This window comes from Pseudomonas syringae (assembly GCF_021605415.1).
Lineage (GTDB): Bacteria > Pseudomonadota > Gammaproteobacteria > Pseudomonadales > Pseudomonadaceae > Aquipseudomonas > Aquipseudomonas syringae_S.
This window is the reverse complement of sequence record NZ_WKEQ01000057.1, coordinates 1-20,914: the sequence shown is the minus strand read 5'-3', so window position 1 is coordinate 20,914 and position 20,914 is coordinate 1. Positions and strand designations below refer to the sequence as shown.

General features: G+C 57.3%; 15 protein-coding genes and 3 pseudogenes. 13 read left to right on the top strand and 5 right to left on the bottom strand.

All coding sequences use genetic code 11. The features are described from left to right. Positions 1–266, top strand: a pseudogene (locus tag GIW69_RS25170) (phage infection protein); the annotation flags it as partial. 138 nt (positions 267–404) lie between these two features. Here the strand turns inward: GIW69_RS25170 and GIW69_RS26515 are convergent. Next, positions 405–485 (bottom strand): annotated as a pseudogene (locus GIW69_RS26515) (hypothetical protein); the annotation flags it as partial. Between the two features lie 2 nt (positions 486–487). On the opposite strand from GIW69_RS26515, the pseudogene GIW69_RS25165 reads away from it, so the two are divergent. Next, a pseudogene (locus tag GIW69_RS25165) lies at positions 488–775 on the top strand (GABA permease); the annotation flags it as partial. Positions 776–793: 18 nt separating this feature from the next. On the opposite strand, the gene GIW69_RS25160 reads toward GIW69_RS25165, so the two are convergent. After that, a complete protein-coding gene (locus GIW69_RS25160) occupies positions 794–1,792 on the bottom strand; it encodes a bile acid:sodium symporter family protein (protein ID WP_236485479.1) in 999 nt (332 codons plus the stop codon). Between the two features lie 84 nt (positions 1,793–1,876). Between GIW69_RS25160 and GIW69_RS25155 the strand changes: the two genes are divergently transcribed. Together GIW69_RS25155 and GIW69_RS25150 are read left to right on the top strand one after the other, a co-directional pair. Next, a complete protein-coding gene (locus GIW69_RS25155) occupies positions 1,877–2,665 on the top strand; it encodes an AraC family transcriptional regulator (protein WP_236485478.1) in 789 nt (262 codons plus the stop codon). Between the two features lie 110 nt (positions 2,666–2,775). Beyond that, entirely contained in the window at positions 2,776–3,735 is a 960-nt protein-coding gene (locus tag GIW69_RS25150; RefSeq protein WP_496570961.1) for a TerC family protein, read from the top strand. 75 nt (positions 3,736–3,810) lie between these two features. On the opposite strand, the gene GIW69_RS25145 is transcribed toward GIW69_RS25150, so the two are convergent. Continuing rightward, positions 3,811–6,015: an OsmC domain/YcaO domain-containing protein gene (locus GIW69_RS25145; RefSeq protein WP_236485477.1), complete on the bottom strand. Its 2,205-nt coding sequence runs from the start codon at positions 6,013–6,015 to the stop codon at positions 3,811–3,813. Between the two features lie 345 nt (positions 6,016–6,360). Here GIW69_RS25145 and GIW69_RS25140 point away from each other — a divergent pair, with 345 nt between their 5' ends. Next, complete coding sequence (locus GIW69_RS25140; RefSeq protein ID WP_236485476.1) at positions 6,361–8,487, top strand: TonB-dependent receptor domain-containing protein; 2,127 nt, start codon at positions 6,361–6,363, stop codon at positions 8,485–8,487. Here the strand turns inward: GIW69_RS25140 and GIW69_RS25135 are convergent. Continuing rightward, complete coding sequence (locus tag GIW69_RS25135) at positions 8,400–9,656, bottom strand: XylR family transcriptional regulator (protein ID WP_236485475.1); 1,257 nt, start codon at positions 9,654–9,656, stop codon at positions 8,400–8,402. The genes GIW69_RS25140 and GIW69_RS25135 overlap by 88 nt on opposite strands. Positions 9,657–9,826: 170 nt before the next feature. Here GIW69_RS25135 and xylA point away from each other — a divergent pair, with 170 nt between their 5' ends. The 8 genes from xylA to GIW69_RS25095 all read left to right on the top strand — a co-directional run bounded on the left by xylA (position 9,827) and on the right by GIW69_RS25095 (position 18,420). Beyond that, entirely contained in the window at positions 9,827–11,143 is a 1,317-nt protein-coding gene (xylA, locus tag GIW69_RS25130) for a xylose isomerase (RefSeq protein WP_236485474.1), read from the top strand. A gap of 147 nt (positions 11,144–11,290) precedes the next feature. Beyond that, positions 11,291–12,292 carry a D-xylose ABC transporter substrate-binding protein gene (xylF, locus tag GIW69_RS25125; protein ID WP_236485473.1) on the top strand — a complete coding sequence of 334 codons (1,002 nt, stop codon included), beginning with the start codon at positions 11,291–11,293 and terminating at the stop codon, positions 12,290–12,292. 107 nt (positions 12,293–12,399) lie between these two features. Beyond that, complete coding sequence (xylG, locus tag GIW69_RS25120; RefSeq protein ID WP_236485472.1) at positions 12,400–13,956, top strand: D-xylose ABC transporter ATP-binding protein; 1,557 nt, start codon at positions 12,400–12,402, stop codon at positions 13,954–13,956. Continuing rightward, positions 13,957–15,093 carry a sugar ABC transporter permease gene (locus tag GIW69_RS25115; RefSeq protein ID WP_236485471.1) on the top strand — a complete coding sequence of 379 codons (1,137 nt, stop codon included), beginning with the start codon at positions 13,957–13,959 and terminating at the stop codon, positions 15,091–15,093. A 363-nt stretch (positions 15,094–15,456) separates the two neighbouring features. Beyond that, on the top strand, positions 15,457–15,822 hold the full coding sequence (locus tag GIW69_RS25110) for a DUF6124 family protein (RefSeq protein WP_236485470.1): 366 nt from the start codon (positions 15,457–15,459) through the stop codon (positions 15,820–15,822). Positions 15,823–16,259: 437 nt separating this feature from the next. Continuing rightward, positions 16,260–17,459, top strand: coding sequence for a hypothetical protein (locus GIW69_RS25105; RefSeq protein WP_236485469.1), 1,200 nt, complete (start codon positions 16,260–16,262; stop codon positions 17,457–17,459). Then, entirely contained in the window at positions 17,449–18,024 is a 576-nt protein-coding gene (locus GIW69_RS25100; RefSeq protein ID WP_236485468.1) for a hypothetical protein, read from the top strand. Before GIW69_RS25105 ends, GIW69_RS25100 begins: the two co-directional genes overlap by 11 nt. Positions 18,025–18,132: 108 nt before the next feature. Continuing rightward, entirely contained in the window at positions 18,133–18,420 is a 288-nt protein-coding gene (locus GIW69_RS25095) for a hypothetical protein (protein WP_236485467.1), read from the top strand. A gap of 747 nt (positions 18,421–19,167) precedes the next feature. Here GIW69_RS25095 and GIW69_RS25090 read toward each other — a convergent pair. After that, the gene (locus GIW69_RS25090) at positions 19,168–20,406 is read right to left on the bottom strand and encodes a DUF4238 domain-containing protein (protein ID WP_236485466.1); all 1,239 of its coding nucleotides are present in this window, start codon (positions 20,404–20,406) and stop codon (positions 19,168–19,170) included. Between the last annotated feature and the right edge of the window lie 508 nt (positions 20,407–20,914).

The following is a 20,914-nucleotide window of genomic DNA, read 5'->3' as shown; positions in this document are numbered from 1 at the left end:
GCGTCGGCGCTGGGGCCGTGGCCGCTGACGGTTCAGACCGCGTCGGCGCTGGGGCCGTGGCCGCTGACGGTTCAGACCGCGTCGGCGCTGGGGCCGTGGCCGCTGACGGTTCAGACCGCGTCGGCGCGAGCACGCTCGCAGCCGACGGATCCGATCGAATCAACGCCAATCGCCTGGCCTACTCTCGGGTCGGCGTCGGCTCCGATCGTGTTGCGTCATCGCTCATGACCGGCAGTTATTCCGACCAGTTCAACAGTCCTCAATAACCACACGATGACATGACGGGCTCTGCAAAAGCAGGAACGTCCCCCCCACTGTAAGAGCTGCCGCAGGCTGCGATCTTTTGATTCTGCTTTTTGAAGATCAAAAGATCGCAGCCTTCGACAGCTCCTACATGTCGTAAACACGAATGCGGCATGGGGAATGTTCATCAGCTCCAGCGCCCGTTGATAGGAACCGACGCTTTCCAGCAGCGGGTCGTTCCACTGTGCTGCTGGTGTACAGGGTGATCGCCATTTCTCAATTGCGCATGCGTCGGCTGCTGCTGGCCCAAGGCGTCACCCTGGCCTTTCGCATGTGCCTGTTTCCGTGGCTCACCTATGCGGTCATCGGGTTTATCGTGGCGGCGCTGGGGGTGATGCTGGTCACGCCGGAGCACCGTACCGAGGTCACCACCACCGTTGGCCTGGCGCTGGCAATTTCGCTGATCGGCATTGTCTTGACCCGCCGTCATGCCTCAACAGCGGTGGCCGGCGCCGCGTATCTCAACGAATAGCACGGCGGCCGTGGGCGGTCAGGGATCGACCTGCCCCATCAAGTCCGGCACCGACTCCGGCCGTTTCGCATACCGCTGCGCCAGCACCGCGCAGACCATCAACTGGATCTGATGGAACAGCATCAGCGGCAAAATCAACACACCAATCGTGCTGCCGGCGAACAACACCTGGGCCATCGGCACACCCGTGGCCAGACTCTTTTTCGAACCGCAGAACAGGATGGTGATGCGGTCTTCCTGATTGAAGCCAAACGCCTTGCCCAACACCGTCGATGCCACCAGCACCAGCGCCAACAGAATGCAGCAGGCGAGTACCAGACCGGCCAGTTCCCACAGCGGAATCTGATGCCAGATGCCCTCGTTGACCGCTTCGCTGAAGGCGCTGTAAACCACCAGCAGAATCGAGCCCTGATCGACGAACTTCAGCCAGTTTTTGTTGCGCGCCACCCAGGCACCGATCCAGCGTCTAGCGACCTGACCGGCGATAAACGGCAAGAGCAACTGCACGCTGATTTTCACGATCGCATCAATCGTATTGCCCGCGTCGCCATGGACATTCATCAGCAAGGTCACCAGCAACGGCGTCAGGAAAATCCCGAACAGGCTCGACGCCGCCGCGCTGCAAATCGCCGCCGGAATATTGCCCCGAGCCAGCGACGTGAAGGCGATCGCCGATTGCACCGTGGCAGGCAGTGCGCAGAGGTAGAGCATGCCCATGTACAGAGCGTCGCCGATCATCGGCGCCAGCAGCGGTTTCAGCGCCAGGCCGAACAGCGGGAAGATCACGAATGTCAGGCCGAACACCAGCAAATGCAGACGCCAATGCCCGGCGCCGGCAATGATCGATTCGCGGGAAAGCTTGGCGCCATGCAGGAAAAACAGCAGCGCGATGGCGCCATTGGTGAGCCAGCTGAAGCCTACGGCGACCTGGCCGCTGGCCGGCAACAGACTGGCCAGCAGCACAACGCCAATCAGGGTCAGGGTGAAGTTGTCGGGCAAAAAACGGGGGCGCGTCATCGGTTTGATCTTCCGGGGTTGCCAAGAACGTGGCACGACTCTAACGTGCTTGCGGATTACCGACTAACGCCGAAGAGCCAATAGATGCCGCCTAAAGGACATGCCAACAGTATTCGGCGCAGCATTCCCGGGCTTCCCAGCCTGCCGCGCCCCCTGTATGGGCGCACCGAATCCCTGCCCAATCGCGCCTTGACCCGGCGTCATAGCCACCCGTGGGTGCAATTGTCGTATGCGATTCAGGGCGTGCTTGAGGTGCAGACCAGCGCCGGACGTTTCGTTGCGCCACCGGAACGGGCCGTGTGGATTCCGGCGGGCGTGCCGCATCGGGTGTTCAGCTCGCCGCTAACGGAAATGCGCAGCCTCTACATCGATTGCAGCGTGGCCGAATGGGCGCAACCGCGATGTCATGTGCTGGGCGTCAGCGGCTTGCTGCGCGAGCTGATCCGCGCATTCAGTCAGGTGCCGGTGGAGTACGACGAGGACGGTGCTCATGGGCGGTTGGCTCAGGTGATTCTTGATCAACTGGCCGACGCGCCGCAGATCGACCTGATGCTTCCCCTGCCCCAAGACATTCGTTTGCGACAGATCTATCAGAGCCTCGAACAGCATCCGGAGCAACAAACCACGCTCAGCCACTGGAGCGAACGATTTGGCGTCACCGAAAAAACCCTCAGCCGCCTGTTCCTGCGCGACACCGGCCTGACCTTCCGCGCCTGGCGCCAGCGCTTGCGCCTGCTCGGCGCACTCACACCGCTGGAACAGGGTGAGCGCGTCACCGACGTTGCACTCGCCTGCGGTTATGACTCGACCTCGGCATTCATCGCGGCGTTTCGGCAGCAATTCGGCGAAACGCCTGGAGAGTTTTTCCGCTGACACTTCGTTTTTTACGAACTGTCAGCACGGAATAAGCGATTTTTCTTCATCACAAATCCGCCGTTAGCATGGCCTCGTCCGACTCCTTAAACAGCGACACGGAGAGTGCCATGCCGCCCATGAATATCGGCGAGCCCTGGATGTGGGCCGCGTTTATCGTTTTCGTCATCGTCATGCTGGCGGTGGATCTGTTTGTGTTCGGCGGGCGCAAGGCTCATCGGGTGTCGGTGCGCGAAGCCGCCTCTTGGGTCATCGCCTGGTGTGTGCTGGCCTTCGCGTTCGCGGGGTTGCTCTGGTGGTATCTGAACGGCGAGTTCGGCGCGGAAGTCGCCCAGCGCAAGACTCTGGAATTCCTTACCGGTTATCTGATCGAGCAGTCACTGTCGGTCGACAACATGTTCGTCTTCGTGATGATTTTTGGGTATTTCGCCGTGCCGCCCGAATTGCAGCGCCGCGTGCTGCTGTACGGCGTGTTGGGCGCCATCGTCATGCGTGCGGGGATGATTTTTGCCGGGGTTTGGCTGGTCTCGCAGTTCGCCTGGCTGTTGTATGTTTTTGGGGCGTTCTTGATTATCACTGGCGTGAAAATGCTGATCTTCGCCGATAAGCAACCGGATCTGGACAACAACCCGTTGCTGCGCTGGATGCGGGGACATCTACGTATCACCGAACGCTTTCATGGCGAACGTTTTTTCGTATTGCGCGAAGGCAAACGCTGGGCGACGCCAATGTTTCTGGTGCTGGTGCTGATCGAGGCCAGTGACTTGATTTTCGCAGTCGACAGCATCCCGGCCATTCTGGCGGTCACCACCGACCCGTTCATTGTGTTCACCTCCAACATATTCGCGATCATGGGCCTGCGTGCCCTGTATTTCCTGTTGGCCGACATGGCCGAGCGCTTCCATCTGCTCAAGTACGGGCTGGCGATTGTGCTGGTCTTTATCGGCGGAAAAATGGTGGCCATGCCGTGGTTTCATCTGCCGGTGGAATGGTCGCTGGCGGTGGTGGGCGGAGTGATTTTCGGCTCGGTGTTGTTGAGCCTGCTCCTGACCCGAGAACGCGTCGTGTAAGAGCTGCCGCCGGCTGCGATCATTTGATGTTGTTTTGTTAAAACAGATCGCAGCCTGCGACAGCTCCGTTGGGGGTTAGCGTGAGGCTGCGGTCATGTTGGCCCGCGCGGCGTGCAGTTTTTTGTAGCTGTCGATCAGGCGCAGGTGGCGGTCGAGGCCTTCCAGCTTCATGCTGGTCGGGGTCAAACCATAGAAGCGCACGGTGCCTTCGACCGAGCCGATCACCGCGTCCATCCGCTCGTTGCCGAACATGCGGCGGAAGTTGACCTCGTAATCGGCCAGTTCCAGATCGTCGTCCAGTTGCACTTCCAGCACCACGTTCAGCGCCTGATAAAACAGGCCGCGCTCAGCGGTGTTGTCGTTGTATTGCAGGAAGGCTTCAACCAGTTCTTTCGCGTGGTCGAACTTCTTCATGGCGACGTAAATCAGCAGCTTCAACTCCAGAATCGTCAACTGGCCCCAGGCCGTGTTGTCGTCGAATTCGATGCCGATGAGTGTGGTGATGTCGGTGTAGTCATCCAGTTCGCTGTCTTCAAGACGCTTGACCAGCGTGCGCAGACCGACCTTGCTCAGGCTGTGCAGGTTGAGGATGTCGGCGCGGAACAGCAGCGCCTTGTTGGTGTTGTCCCAGATCAGATCGTCGACCGGATAGATCTCCGAGTAATCCGGCACCAGGATGCGGCAGGCCTTGGCACCAATGTGCTCGTAGACCGCCATGTACACTTCTTTGCCCATCGCTTCGAGGATGCCGAACAGGGTCGCGGCTTCTTCGGCGTTGGAGTTCTCGCCTTGGCCGGAGAAGTCCCACTCGACAAATTCGTAATCGGATTTGGCACTGAAGAAGCGCCACGACACCACACCGCTGGAGTCGATGAAGTGTTCGACAAAGTTGTTCGGCTCGGTCACTGCCTGGCTTTCAAAGGTCGGCTGCGGCAAGTCGTTCAACCCTTCGAAACTGCGGCCCTGGAGCAGTTCGGTCAGGCTGCGCTCCACTGCAATTTCAAAGCTTGGGTGCGCGCCGAACGAGGCGAACACACCGCCGGTGCGCGGGTTCATCAGCGTGACGCACATCACCGGAAACTCACCGCCCAGCGACGCGTCTTTCACCAGCACCGGGAAGCCCTGCTCTTCCAGGCCTTGAATGCCGGCCATGATGCTTGGGTATTTCGCCAACACTTCTTGCGGCACGTCCGGCAATGCGATTTCACCTTCGAGGATTTCGCGCTTGACCGCGCGCTCGAAGATTTCCGACAAGCATTGCACCTGCGCTTCCGCGAGCGTGTTGCCGGCGCTCATGCCGTTGCTGAGGAACAGGTTTTCGATCAGATTCGACGGGAAGTACACCACTTCGTTGTCCGACTGACGTACGAACGGTAGCGAGCAGATGCCGCGCTGGGTGTTGCCCGAGTTGGTGTCGTACAGGTGCGAACCACGCAGCTCGCCGTCCGGGTTGTAAATATCGAGGCAGTATTCGTCGAGGATTTCTTCCGGCAGCGCGTCTTTGGCGCCCGGTTTGAACCATTGCTCATCCGGGTAATGGACAAACTCGGCGGTGGCGATGTCTTCGCCCCAGAACTGGTCGTTATAGAAGAAGTTGCAGTTCAGCCGCTCGATGAACTCGCCCAGTGCCGACGCCAGGGCGCCTTCCTTGGTCGCGCCTTTGCCATTGGTGAAACATATCGGCGAGTGCGCATCGCGGATGTGCAACGACCAGACGTTGGGTACGATGTTGCGCCACGACGCGATCTCGATTTTCATGCCCAGGCCAGCCAGAATTGCCGACATGTTGGCGATCGTCTGCTCCAGCGGCAGATCCTTGCCGGCGATGTAGGTGCCTTCGTCCGACAGCGAACTGGGCATCAGCAATGCCTGGGCGTCGGCGTCGAGGTTCTCCACTTCTTCAATGACGAACTCAGGGCCGGTCTGCACGACCTTCTTCACCGTGCAGCGGTCGATGGAACGCAAGATGCCCTGGCGATCTTTCGCAGAGATGTCTGCCGGCAACTCGACCTGAATCTTGAAGATCTGGTTGTAGCGGTTTTCCGGGTCAACGATGTTGTTCTGCGACAGGCGAATGTTATCGGTGGGGATGTTGCGGGTTTCGCAGTACAGCTTCACAAAGTACGCCGCGCACAACGCCGACGAAGCCAGGAAATAGTCGAAGGGACCGGGTGCCGAGCCATCGCCCTTGTAGCGGATCGGTTGATCGGCCACCACCGTGAAGTCGTCGAACTTGGCCTCAAGTCGAAGGTTGTCGAGAAAGTTGACCTTGATTTCCATGCGGGATTACCAGAATTGCGAGCTGAACGTGGCGGCCATTATCCGGTTTTACAGCGGGAAGTCTTGTGCTTTTGCCAATGACCGCCGACCGGTTCCCGCCACGGCTCGCAGGCGCCGGGCTTGCTCGCGAACAGCGTCATTCCTGTCAAGCCTGATGCAAGGCCGATGGCTCCATCGCTGGAAAGCCAGACTCCCACAATGTCCAGCGGTGGATGGACGATCCCTGGCCAACGCGCCATCCCCTGTAGGCGCGAGGCTGCGGAAAAAACCGGGTGGCCATGTGTTTCCTTCGCGCTGGGCTGCGTCGCACTGTTCATTGTCCGCTTACCCGTCCGGAGTTTTTCGATGCCGTCGTCCAAATCCTTGCCCACTGCCCTGCTGGGCCTGGCCCTTGTTTGTCCGGCGCTGGCCGAGGCGCAGAGCCTGGAATTGGGACGGGTGTTGATCGGGGCCGAAGACCGCAGCGGTGAAGATGAGTCGATCGAGGACGCCGAGGTCCGGCTGGCCGAGGTGCCCGGCGCCACCAACGTGGTCGACATGCGCCGCCCGTTGCAGGGGCGGGTGTCGAGCAATCAGGATGTGTTGGCCTATCAGCCCGGCGTCTACGCCCAGTCGTCCGGCAACGAAGGCGTGAAGATTTCGGTGCGAGGCTCAGGCATCAACCGTGCGCCGGGCGCTCACGCGTCGGGGTTGTACACCATGCTCGACGGTCTGCCGTTGACCGGCCCCGGCGGCACGCCTTATGAATTGCTCGAACCGCTGTGGCTCGATCATGTGGAAGTGCTGCGCGGCGCCAACGGTTTCGATCGTGGCGCCCTCGCCTTGGGCGGCGCCATCGATTACGTCAGCCACACCGGATACGACGCGCCAAAATTGCAGGTGCGATACGCCACCGGCAGCCACGGTTACCAGCAACGCCAAATAAGCTCCGGACAAGTACTGGGCAATTTCGATTACTACCTGGCGGCCACCGACGCCCGCTCCGACGGCTATCAGGATCACACTAAAAGCGAGAGCCAAGGCCTGATCGCCAACTTCGGCTACCGCTTCAATCCCAACCTGGAAACACGCTTCTACTTCCGTTACCGCGAAACCGACAACGACCTCGCCGGCCGCGTGACCAAGCACTCCATCGAACACGACCCACGCGCCGCCAATCCGGCTTACGTGTCGCGCGATGACAGCCGCAAGCAACCCGGCAGCACCTTCATCGGCAACAAGACCACGTACTACATCGATGACGATTCAAGCATCCAGACCGGCCTCGTCTACCACGACTATCCGATGGATCTGCGCGAAGGCCCGAACCGCCTGAAAGTCGCCTACACCGACGTCAGCGGCACGTTCGACTACAAGCGCCGCGACACTTTATGGGGCATGGAAAGCCGCAGCACCGTGGGCCTGCGCGTCACCAAACACCTGCCGAATAACGGCGCCAGCGAACTTGTGCGCGTGCCCACCGGCAACACCGCCGGTTACGCACCGGGCACGCACATGCGCAACTTCACCTATCAGGGTTCGGACACCGTTTTGCATGTCGGCAACGACCTGGAAATCGCCGACGACCTGTGGCTGACCACCGGTCTCGCCGCGATCTACACCCGCCGCGAAAGCGCCGTGACCTACCCCGACGGCGGCGGCAAAACCAGCATGGGCGACTGGGATTACGCCCCGCGCCTGGGCCTGCGCTACCAGATCACGCCGGACGTGCAAGTGTTCGGCAACCTCAGCCGCTCGGTCGAAGGCCCGCACCCGTGGTCGCTGATCTACAGCGCTGACCAGCGCTTCCCGGCCGGCAGCGGCGCCGCAACCGGCACCCAGCGCGACCCGGTCAAACTACAGAACCAGACCGCGACCACCCTCGAACTCGGCGGTCGCGGCGACAGCGCGCTCGGCCAATGGAGTCTGGCCTGGTACTACGCGCAAGTGCGCCACGAATTACTTTCGGTGCTGCCGGACGCCAACGCCACCACACCTTACGAACTCAACGCCAGCCCGACCGTGCACCAAGGCGTCGAAGCCAGCCTGCAAAGCAACCTCTGGTCGCGGAACGACGGCGGCAAACTGAGCCTGCGCCAAAGCTACACCTTCAGCGATTTCCACTACCGCGACGACGACCGTTTCGGCGACAACCGCCTGCCCGGCCTGCCGATGCATTATTACCAGGGCGAATTGCGCTACGACTGGCTACAAGGTTTCTTCGCCGCGCTCAACACACAACTGGTCTCCAAAACAGCGGTCGATTACGCCAACAGCTACTACGCCGATCCTTACGCACTGTTCGGCGCCACCGTTGGCTACAACGCGCCAAAAGACGACTGGCAAACCTGGCTCGACATCCGCAACCTGACCAACCAGCACTACGCCGCCACGGTCACGCCCGGTTACGACGACAAAGGGCTGGACGCCGCACGTTCAACGCCGGGTGAAGGGTTGGCGGCGTATGTCGGGGTGTCGTGGAGCCTGCGCTGATCCGTGCCCTGATACTCTCGCGGCGTACAGCCAAACTCGCGGCGAAAAACCGTGTGCAAATACTGCGCTGATTTGAAGCCGCAATTGCGTGCGATGTCGGCGATGGCGGCGTCGGTGTTGTCCAGTCCACTGGCCGCCGCCGCCAGTTTGAACCGCAGGATTTCGTCATGCACCGTGCAGCCGCGTACCTGGCGAAAATGCGATTCCAGGGACGAGCGCGAAATCCCGACATACGCCGCCACTTGCGCGGTCTTGATGCCCTGACAAGCGTATTGGCGGATGAACAGCAGCGCCTGCATCACATAAGGATTACCCAACGGCTGATGCAGGCTCGACACCTGCACATTGATCGCTTCCGGTGGTATCAAAACCTGCGTCCCGGCGGACGGCATGCCGTGGAGCATCTGATGGAGCAATTGCGCGGCGGTGCGGCCCATGGTTTCCGTGCCCTGAATCACTGAACTCAACGGCACCCGCGTGAGGCTGCGGGTCAGCGGATCGTTGTCGATGCCGATCAACGCCACTTGCTCGGGCACGGCGATGCCGGCGGTCAGGCAGGCTTGCAGCAGCTGTCGAGCGCGGGCGTCGCTGACGGCGATGATGCCGATGGGTTTGGGCAGGCTTTGCAGCCAGGCGATCTGCTGTTCAACGGCGCTGTCCCAGAGTGGCGCGCTGGTGCCCATGCCGCGATAGACCTCGCCGTGCAAGCCGTCGCGTTTCATCAAGCGCAGGAAAGCTTTTTCCCGCTCCTGGGCCCAACGATTGGCTTGCGCTTCGGGCAGGCTGAAGCAGGCAAACCGCGTCAGCCCGGCCTCGATCAAATGCTCGTAAGCGAGCTTCATCATCGCGAAGTTATCCGTGGCGACATACGGAATGCCCTTCGGATACGCGCCTGAATCCTCGTAGGAACCGCCCACCGCCACCACCGGCAGCTTGATACCGGCCAGCGCCTCGCCGATCAGCGGGTCGTCGAAGTCGGCAATGATTCCGTCGCCCTGCCAGCGCTCGATGCCCCTCAAGCGGCAGAGAAAATCCTCTTCCAGAAACAGATCCCAAGAGGCGCGCGTGCTGCTCAAGTAGTTGCCGATGCCGCTGATGATGCCGCGGTCGTAGATCTTGCTGCCGTTGAACAGCAGCGCAATGCGGTGAACGGGCGGTACGGTTTTCATTGTTGTTGTCCTGGGCCGTCGTCACAGGTGACCGGCACAGACTAGGCCCGTAGGGAGCGAATCTCAATACGCAAAATCGAACCGTGCGTTGGTGACTTTCATAATCAGCAGGCACAGGGCCGTTGCTAGTATCGAGCCACCGCCAAGAACAAAAAAAGGACATCGCCCCAATGCCGTACTTTCCCGCTGTCGACAAGATTCGCTACGAGGGCCCTGCCAGTGACTCGCCCCTCGCCTTCCGCCACTACGACGCTGACAAACTGGTGCTCGGCAAACCCATGCGTGAACACCTGCGCATGGCGGCGTGCTATTGGCACACCTTCGTCTGGCCGGGTTCCGATGTGTTCGGGGCCGGCACCTTCAAGCGGCCGTGGCAGCGCAGCGGCGATCCGATGGAGCTGGCCATCGGCAAGGCTGAAGCGGCGTTCGAGTTCTTCAGCAAACTCGGCATCGATTACTACTGCTTCCACGACACCGACGTGGCGCCTGAAGGCAGTTCGCTGAAGGAATACCGCAATAACTTCGCGCAGATGGTCGACCACCTTGAGCGCCATCAGGAACAAAGCGGCATCAAGCTGCTGTGGGGCACCGCGAACTGCTTTAGCAACCCGCGTTTCGCCGCCGGCGCCGCAAGCAATCCCGACCCGGAAGTGTTCGCCTGCGCCGCCGCTCAGGTGTTCAGCGCAATGAACGCCACCCAACGCCTGAAAGGCTCGAACTACGTGCTGTGGGGCGGTCGCGAAGGCTACGAAACCCTGCTCAATACCGACCTCAAACGCGAGCGCGAACAGCTCGGCCGCTTCATGCGCATGGTCGTCGAGCACAAGCACAAAATCGGCTTCAAAGGCGACCTGCTGATCGAGCCGAAACCCCAGGAGCCGACCAAGCATCAATACGATTACGACAGCGCCACGGTGTTCGGTTTCTTGCAGCAGTACGGGCTGGAGAACGAGATCAAGGTCAACATCGAAGCCAACCACGCGACCCTCGCCGGCCACAGTTTTCACCATGAAATCGCCACCGCCGCGTCGCTGGGCATCTTCGGCAGCATCGACGCCAACCGTGGCGATCCGCAGAACGGCTGGGACACCGACCAGTTCCCCAACAGCGTCGAGGAAATGACCCTCGCCACCTACGAAATCCTCAAGGCTGGCGGCTTCACCAACGGCGGTTTCAACTTCGACTCCAAGGTGCGTCGGCAGAGCCTCGACGAGGTCGACCTGTTTCACGGCCACGTCGGCGCGATGGACGTGCTCGCCCTGTCTCTGGAACGCGCCGCCGCCATGATCCAGAACGACCGTCTCCAGCACTTCAAGGACAAGCGCTACGCCGGTTGGCAGCAGCCGATGGGCCAAGCCGTGTTGGCCGGTGAGTTCAGCCTTGAGTCACTGGCCGAGCATGCCTTCGCCAACGAACTCGACCCGCAAGCCGTCAGCGGCCGTCAGGAAATGCTCGAAAACGTGGTCAACCGGTTCATTTATTCCTGACGACCGCCGCCGGCCGAAGGCGCCGCGACCTTGTTACATTCGCGCGACAAATCTGTGCGCGCGGCGCCTCGCAGCTCTCTACAGTTCTACGGCACGATATCCATCGTCAGGCAGTGTCTTCAAACAACAATAAAAGGACGCACCACCATGAACAAAACCAGACTCACCCTGCTCGCCGCCGCACTGGCCCTGTTCTCGCTCCCGGTCATGGCCGATTCTGCCCACCCGAAAATCGGTTTTTCCATCGATGACCTGCGCCTGGAGCGCTGGTCGCGCGACCGTGATTACTTCGTCGCGGCGGCGGAAAAAATGGACGCCAAGGTCTTCGTCCAGTCCGCCGATGCCAACGAGCAGAAGCAAATCTCGCAGATCGAAAACCTCATCTCACGCGGCGTCGACGTGATCGTGATCGTGCCGTTCAACGCCACCGTACTGACCAACGCCGTCGCCGAAGCGAAGAAGGCCGGTATCAAAGTCGTGTCCTACGACCGGTTGATCCTCAACGCTGATATCGACGCCTACATTTCCTTCGATAACGAAAAGGTCGGTGAACTTCAGGCTGGCGGCGTGCTGAAAGCGGCACCAAAAGGCAATTACTTCCTGCTCGGCGGCGCACCCACCGACAACAACGCCAAAGTCCTGCGCGAAGGCCAGATGAAAGTGCTGCAACCGGCCATCGACAAGGGCGACATCAAAATTGTCGGCCAGCAGTGGGTCAAGGAATGGAACCCGACCGAAGCCTTGAGCATCGTTGAAAACGCCCTGACCCGGAACGACAACAAAATCGATGGCATCGTCGCCTCCAACGACGCCACCGCCGGCGGCGCCATCCAGGCACTTGCCGCGCAACAGTTGGCCGGCAAAGTGCCGATCTCCGGCCAGGACGCCGACCTCGCCGCCGTCAAACGCGTGATCGACGGCACCCAGACCATGACCGTCTACAAGCCGCTGAAACTGATCGCCTCGGAAGCCGCCAAACTCTCGGTGCAGCTGGCGCGCAACGAAAAACCCGCGTTCAGTTCACAGTCCGACAATGGCAGCAAAAAGGTCGACACCATCCTGCTCACCCCGACCGAACTGACCAAGGACAACATCGACCTGCTGGAAAAGGACGGCTTCTACACCCAGGCGCAGCTCGCCGGAAAGTGATCCATCAGCTCGTTTGACTGGATTCCCGAGTGCCCCGCCGCGTGACCGTCCCCATCCGGTCGCGCGGCGTTGGCCTCCCGTCTGCTGCGTTTGTGTGAGCCTTTGCCATGTCCGATTACCTGCTGCAAATGAACGGCATCGTCAAAACCTTTGGCGGTGTCAAAGCCCTCAACGGCATCGACATTAAGGTCAAACCGGGAGAATGCGTCGGCTTGTGCGGCGAGAACGGCGCCGGCAAATCGACCCTGATGAAAGTCCTTTCGGCGGTCTATCCCCACGGTACCTGGGACGGTGAAATCCTCTGGGACGGCCAACCGCTCAAGGCGCAATCGATCAGCGAAACCGAAGCCGCCGGCATCGTCATCATTCATCAGGAACTGACCCTGGTGCCGGATCTTTCGGTCGCTGAAAACATCTTCATGGGCCACGAGCTGACCCTGCCCGGCGGGCGCATGAACTACCCGGCGATGATCCACCGCGCCGAAGCCCTGATGCGTGAATTGAAAGTGCCGGACATGAACGTCTCGCTGCCGGTTTCGCAGTACGGCGGCGGCTACCAGCAACTGGTGGAAATCGCCAAGGCCCTGAACAAACAGGCGCGCCTGCTGATCCTCGACGAGCCGTCCTCCGCCCTCACCCGCTCGGAAATCGAGGTGCTGCTCGACATCATCCGCGACCTCAAGGCCAAAGGCGTCGCTTGCGTCTACATCTCACACAAACTCGATGAAGTCGCCGCCGTGTGCGACACCATTTCGGTGATCCGCGACGGCAAACACATCGCCACGACCGCCATGGCCGACATGGACATCCCGAAAATCATCACGCAAATGGTCGGCCGGGAAATGAGCAACCTCTACCCCACCGAACCTCACGACGTCGGCGAGGTGATCTTCGAAGCACGCCACGTCACCTGCTATGACGTCGACACGCCAAAGCGCAAACGCGTCGACGACATTTCCTTCGTGCTCAAACGCGGCGAAATCCTCGGCATCGCCGGGCTGGTCGGCGCCGGACGTACCGAACTGGTCTCGGCGCTGTACGGCGCCTACGCCGGGCGCAGCGAGGGCGAAGTCTGGCTCGACGGCGAACCGATCGACACCCGCACGCCGCTCAAATCGATCCGCGCCGGCCTGTGCATGGTGCCCGAAGACCGCAAGCGCCAGGGCATCATTCCCGACCTCGGCGTCGGCCAGAACATCACCCTCGCCGTGCTCGACAACTACGCCAGACACACGCGCATCGACGCCGAAGCGGAGCTGGGCTGCATCGACAAGGAAATCGCGCGCATGCACCTGAAAACCGCGAGCCCGTTTTTGCCCATCACCAGCCTCTCCGGCGGCAACCAGCAAAAAGCCGTGCTCGCCAAAATGCTCCTCGCCAAACCCCGCGTGCTGATCCTCGACGAACCCACCCGAGGCGTCGACGTCGGCGCCAAATATGAGATCTACAAACTCATGGGCGCCCTCGCCGCCGAAGGTGTGTCGATCATCATGGTGTCGTCGGAACTGGCCGAAGTGCTGGGCGTGTCCGACCGCGTGCTGGTGATCGGCGATGGCCAGTTACGCGGCAACTTCGTCAACCGCGACCTGACCCAGGAACAGGTTCTCGCCGCCGCGCTCAGCCAACCCGCCAGCCATAACAATAAAGATCGGAAGTCCGCGTAGATGAATCAGGTCAAACAGGTTTTTACCCGCTACAAAATGCTCGCACTGGTGATCGCCGTCGCGATGATCTGGCTGTTCTTCAGCTGGCAGACCGAGGGCGGATTTCTCACCCCGCGCAACCTCTCCAACCTGCTGCGGCAAATGTCCATCACCGGCATTCTGGCCTGCGGCATGGTGCTGGTGATCATCAGCGGCGAGATCGACTTGTCGGTCGGCTCACTGCTCGGTTTGCTCGGCGGACTCGCGGCCATCCTCGACGTCGTCTACCACATTCCGCTGCTGGCCAACCTCAGCCTCGTCGCCCTCTGCGGCCTGATGATCGGCATCGCCAACGGCTACATGACCGCGTACCTGCGCATCCCGTCATTTATCGTCGGCCTGGGCGGCATGCTCGCGTTTCGCGGCATCCTGCTCGGCATCACCGGCGGCACCACCATCGCCCCGGTTTCGCCAGAACTCGTCTACATCGGCCAAGGCTACCTGCCCCACGCCGTCGGCACCGGCCTGGGCATTCTGCTGTTCGCCCTGACGCTTTTCCTCACCTGGAAACAACGCCGCAACCGCGCCCTCCACAGCCTCGCCGCCCACTCGCTGGTGCGCGACATCCTGCGCGTCGTCGTCATTGGCGCCGTCCTCGCCGGCTTCGTCCAGACCCTCAACAGCTACGACGGCATCCCCGTTCCCGTGCTGCTGCTATTGGCGCTGCTCGGCGTCTTCAGCTACGTCACCAGCCAAACCGTCTTCGGCCGCCGCGTCTACTCCGTGGGCAGCAACATGGAAGCCACGCGCCTGTCCGGCATCAACGTCCAGGCCGTCAAACTGTGGATCTTCGGCATCATGGGCGTCATGTGCGCCCTCGCCGGCGTCGTCAACACCGCCCGCCTCGCCGCCGGCTCGCCTTCCGCCGGGAGCATGGGCGAACTCGACGCCATCGCGGCGTGCTTCATTGGCGGCACGTCCATGCGCGGCGGATCGGGGACGGTGTATGGCGCCCTGCTCGGGGCTTTGGTGATTACCAGCCTGGATAACGGGATGTCGATGCTGGATGTCGATAGCTACTGGCAGATGATTGTTAAGGGCAGCATTTTGGTACTGGCGGTTTGGGTGGATGTGAGTACGCGGACTGGGCGGAGGTGATTGGGTTTTAAACAACAAACGCCAGGCACGTTTAAATGACGCTTGCTGTTACGGGGTAAGGCCTACAACGGCTTGCGCCATCGGCTACGGGTAAGACAGAATCCGCCGGCTTGTGCGTCTGGGGCATGGGTTTTATCGTTTGCTGGTCACTGAGAAACAGTGATCGGGTTTGGTAGCCCGCGTGTTAGATGTACAGCGTCACCATTTCCGAGCGTTCGTTTCGACTCGGATTATGGTGGGCATGTGCAGGGCGTCCCCGGGCGCGCCGGTTCCTAACACCCGGTCTACCAACCTGCACATGGCCACCACCCTACGTTTGGTAGCGAATGGGTGAAGCCTCCATCAATGTGTTAGGGGTTCACTATGTTCAAAGTCACACCCAATCCACCGCTGGACACTGATCCGGCGTCTCCTTACGAATCACTCGATTCACGAAAACTCAATGACGCGGCTGAGCGTGCGCTCGACCATTACCTCAGTCCGGCAGCACAAATCATGGCGAGTACCAACAAGCCTGAACCGATGTACTTCGCCAATCCCAAATACAACACCGAATCCCTGCTGGCCAACGCCAGCGAAACACTTGGCTCCGCCACCACAATGCTCAACGATTTCGCGGCGACGCTCGATGTCCCGCATCGCAAGACGTTGCTTGGGATTGCGCAGGTGGTGATGCTGGGGGAATTGGCAGTGAATCAGGCGTTGGATCATGTTGAGTTGAGGGAGTAAGGGATTAGCCCCGTGGCGAGGGGCGTCGCCACGGGGATCAACACGCAGGCGGAATATCTCGCTGCGGAGTAATGCGGATCGAATGGCTGCTATCGGCCATTAGCTGCCTTTTACAACTCGTCAAATCGACGTTGCTTTAGACCACTGAACAGGCTTTTGTAACTTTTTCTCGCTTCCCAGTCGCGTACGCCGGCTTCATCCTAAGCCGGTATGGGTGGGCGCGAGTCCGCTGACGGAACTGGGGGGCGGCTGCGTGCGCCAAACTCGACCGGGAAAAAAATGCAGCCGGCTACGCTACCAACGCTGCAAATATCAAAATGATGGCATTCGATAAGAACTTGACTAGAATAGAACATCTACAAAAAGAGGGAGCATTCATCACCTCATTACTGCGCCGCTCTCTGTGACTTTGACTCGACCGTAGGGAATTGAAGTAAATGGATTTGTCCGAAATTAAAATTGCTCATTACACTGGACAGCGTATTTGGATGGTTCGCGCTCAGGGCGGAAAGTACTTACGTCATTTCAGAACGGGGTCAATTATTTCTATTGAGCATTTGGATAGATTCTATAATCACCTAGACCACGGAAGTCCAAAGATCCCCAGTAACGAGCAGATCAGGCGCTTAATACTTGAAAACGAAAGATACATTGACAAAACCTCAAAAACTCCAAAGTTTAACGCATCCGGCAGAAACTGCTTTCACCAGATAGATCACTTCCTCAACGATATTAAGAAAGGCGATTTAGTTGTCTCACTTGACACCACCCATATCATGATTGGTGTCTGCACATCATCAAAAGCCATACTTAGCAGTCGAGCTATTGCCTCTTCTGCCGATCCTGAGAAAATGACGACAGTCAAATTGAAACACCGACTCAGGAAAGGTGTTGAATGGGGGCCTATAATAAAGAGAGACACTGTAGGAGGATTGCTTAAGGGGACATTTCAATCGCGTCATACCGTCACCAATCTGGACACACACTGGCGTGATATATTTGGACTAATCTATCCATTCTTCACCTATAACAATGAGCTCTATTTCTCCAATCGAATCGGCACACGATCAGACATTAACGGAAAAATAATCAGCAAGTTGTTTGACAACCTCTCAAGCGTCCAAGTAATACTTGAAGAGCTTCTACAAAGAAAACTTAGTGACGAGTTTGTCAACAATCTTTTAAACGACGATATCGCTTGGGAAGAATTTGATTTAACCGCCAAGGCATATTTTGGATCGCCTGGGGGGATTTTTAACAAGGTTCCCCTTCCCCTATCTGTGAACCCTAAGTTCGTTTTACGAGCCTTTGCTCTGGCGTTTCTACTCACCTCGGGGCAGGTAACCGCGGTAGCGGCGGCTGACCAACTTAGTCCCGCTGACGCCTCGTTCAATATTTATACTCCTGCAGAGATGGTTGACGAACGGCTCTTACAGAGGGATGGAGACGAAAACGTAGACCGGTTATTAGGAGAGCTCGCACGAAAGAATGCTGATGCATTCGGAAAAATTAAAACAGGTCAGAAAACGGCTAAAGTCAAAGCCAAGCTTCGCCTTTCAGTGCCCAAGCATGACACGACGAACCTTGAAGACAAGGCGGGAATAAAAGTAACCAGAGTTGGCTCAAATGCGCAGTAACATTGTTGACATAGCCGGCGGAACTTTCGTAGTAACCGGTATTTCTTACGCAACCGGAATAGCTTATTATAATGCCTTTTTCCGAAAAATAAACGGCAATCCAGATTTATTTTCCGTATCACTTGAAAGAATATTATTTGAGGGCGGGAGACAGCTTTTACACATTGCTTTTAAGCCGGCTTTAATTATAATCGCCACAACACTAGTATTAGCCATTATAAATTCCATACTCAGAAAATTCGGATCGGATTTTTTAGAGGAACTATTTACAAATATAAAAAATTCAAACATAGGAAAATCCGTTCACACAATTAGCTGGGCATATTTATTTGTAATAATGTCCATAATCACCAGCTACTCTTTTACCTCGGGCAAAGAAGCCGGTGAAAAACATGCAGCTTCTACTACATGCACTCGAGCAAGCATTGTTACAGAGAAAAAATCAATAGTCGGGTGTTTGATTTACAAGAGCGACTCAGAGGTCTGGCTGATTACTATCGACAAAGACCAAAAAGTTTTGCTAAACATACCAAACGATAAATATGTATCGATATCAATTTATTGAACCCCCTCACGATTAGCGCCGTGGCCAAGGAAAAATTGCTCGCAGCATCCTGAGCGGGCGTTTATACAGGAGTATGCAGTCTGCGTACTCCGTTCTTAGGAGTGATAAATGAAGTACAGTATCGACTATCAGCAACTGCACAAGGGAAACCTGCGACCTTCTGACGATGGAGATGTCGTCGGTGTCGAATTTGAAAGCGAGTCGGGATTCGCTCTCATACCCAACGTTGGGGATGTGGTGCACGTCCCAGCGATGGAGGGGCACGTTAGCGTGAAAGGTCTGGTGAAGACGCGCCTTTTTAGCTACACCCGCGTCGGCGCAGAACTCTACTGTGGCATCAACATCGTGGTTGAAGAACGCGATGACATTGACTGGGGCGCTCTGATCAAAGAGTAAATCTAGGTAGCACCGAGAGCGGGCCTGCTTTGGTGCAAGAAAAAGGACGTTAAGGGGCGCCCTTCGTACGCGAAACCGGCGACTGAAACTCTCCGGTTTCGTAAGGGAGACGGAGTGACCGCTTCTGGCCGATTCTGTTGAAAAAGTCTGTTTTTCTGGACTGCCCGCATACTGACCACTGAAAACGCCTGTTTTGCGCGTTGCTACGCGAAATCCGGGTCGGGAATCCTCAGTTCAGTATAAAAATTTCAATCTCGAGCGCGTACTTCTCTACAGTGGAAACCATGGCCGACTTTTTCAACAGAATCGGCCGACAGCGGTCGCTTGGAAGCGTCCGCTACAAGCCGGTAGCCCGCATGCGTGAGGGACGGGTCTAGGCCAATAAACGGACAATAATGATGAATCCCGAAGAGCATTGATGAGGGCAAGATTTTGTTGGAGTTCGAATCTCTCCTTTACCGCCAGAAAACACAAACCCATGATTCCTAAGAAAAATTGAGGCTTGTGGTTTTTGGCGCACGTATGGGACTGATGTGGGACTGGCGGGAAATTTTTTGGCTTTTCTTCACTAGACCCAGCCAGATAGTGGCATTGGGTGCGCTCTGGCATTCAAAGTGGTGTTAGACCCACGGCCGGCAAGGGAGCTCATCCTTGCTGGAGAGTACGAAGTTTCCAGCTCCTCTGTCTTCTAGGGCCTGGTGGTCAATGGCCGAAACGTTAGACCGAATGAGCAATGTGATTACTCCTTCATCGAGAACGCTTTCTGTACGTTTTCTCTAGCCCTAGGTGGTAGGCATGGAAGTCAGCAGAATCCTCTTCGTTTGAGATCCTATTATGCTCGAACGATCGGCCACGACGTTGCGGGCCAAATCGCCTAGCGTATTCACCTTGAAAGGCTAAAAAGCTATTCCAGTCTTCTCTATTGCTGGTATCACCACTGTAACCTTTCTGTCCTGGCCGTCTACCATATTCATCCATTACGTCTGCTCGACCGTCCTCATAACCAACAATAGTGGTTGTAGAATAGGTTACAGAACGAGGGTCGGGCATTAATAAATAGCTGTCTCCTAAATTTGGCCATAATGATGGCGTTACTTTCTTTTCTGGATATAACCATTCTTTTTTTCTTGCTGCTACGTAACGTTCTGCACGAATTTTTGTGATGTAATTTATCTGAAGCACTTCTCTTTCGGACAGATCCCTATGAGTTTGAATGCTTGTGAAGTTAAACATAGCTCCGCGAAATAATTTGGGATTCGGCCGGACTTTCAGCGGATTTCCGTATGGGCATCTGACCCAAGATAGATTAGTTAAAATCAATACCCTTTCTTCTGATAACGGGAAATATGTGTGAGTTCCATCCATCCATATCTCAGGATCACCAAGTCGCCTTGCCATTGCGGACTGCGGAAAGCAGCCCTTGTTGTATACAGTAACTGGGTGGTCTGACAGGATTAGTTTCGTTTCCGTATTCCTGCAGTCGGCCAGTTGCCACACGCACTCTGTCCATAATGCACAATAAACGTTCTGCAGTCTCTGTAACATGAGTAGCAATTCATTCTTGCTACGTGATGCAGTCTTGTACGCTAGATATTTCAATCCCTTTGGAGTTCTAAGTTTTTGAGTGCTCATGTAAAGCAATAGCTGGTGAAATGATTTGGGATCTACATCTGGGTGGCGGAAGTTGGAAAAATATTCAACAGCTAGTTTTCCTTCGGCATCAATTTTTCCAAAAAACTTTTCTTCAATTTCCGTTGACTCAAAGTCATCTAGTTTTGTTGTGTAGAGGTCTTTTATGTTGAAACAGCTATCAGCTCCCCAACGCATGATTTCTTTGCGTTTATATCGTGTCCCATTAGCAGCAGTTACCGTATCTGGTTTTAAATCTAGATAATAAAATTTAGCCTCGCTCCCATCGATTGGTAAAAACCTTTTTTGATACCACTCTGGAACATAATGATTGTGACGATAAACTTTAGATGCCACGTTATACCCCTTCAAAGCGTTCAGCGAAAAAAGGATTAAAAATTTCAACTATAGTCTTTGCTATCGAACTTCAAGTCGGCGAAGGATACGCGCTTAAAAGTAAGGCTAGCTCGGTTCCGTAGGGATAGCTATACGCCGTTTATGTTCAATCGGCCCCCACACCTTAGCCAAGTATGGGGGCATTCATCCGCGCCCGGAAATCACGCCCGCCGATGCTGGTCTACCATCTCCCTGGCCGCTGGAAACACGGCAGCCACCCTAAACGACAGGGAGTGCTTATGAATTACACCTTGGTCGCGCTGGATCTGCCGCCGGCGGTGAAGGTGCAGACGGGTTGTATGAGGCTTTTGACGAGACTGCCATGGCGCGCCGGCAGGAGGAGCGGAAATGATGGGCGAAGGCATTTCGAGACCAGTTTGGCGGGTTGCTGCCGATCAAGAGTGGCAGCTATTGGCCGAAAGCAGCCGTTCAGATCCCCGCCAAATACCCCCCCCTCACGGCCCAACCT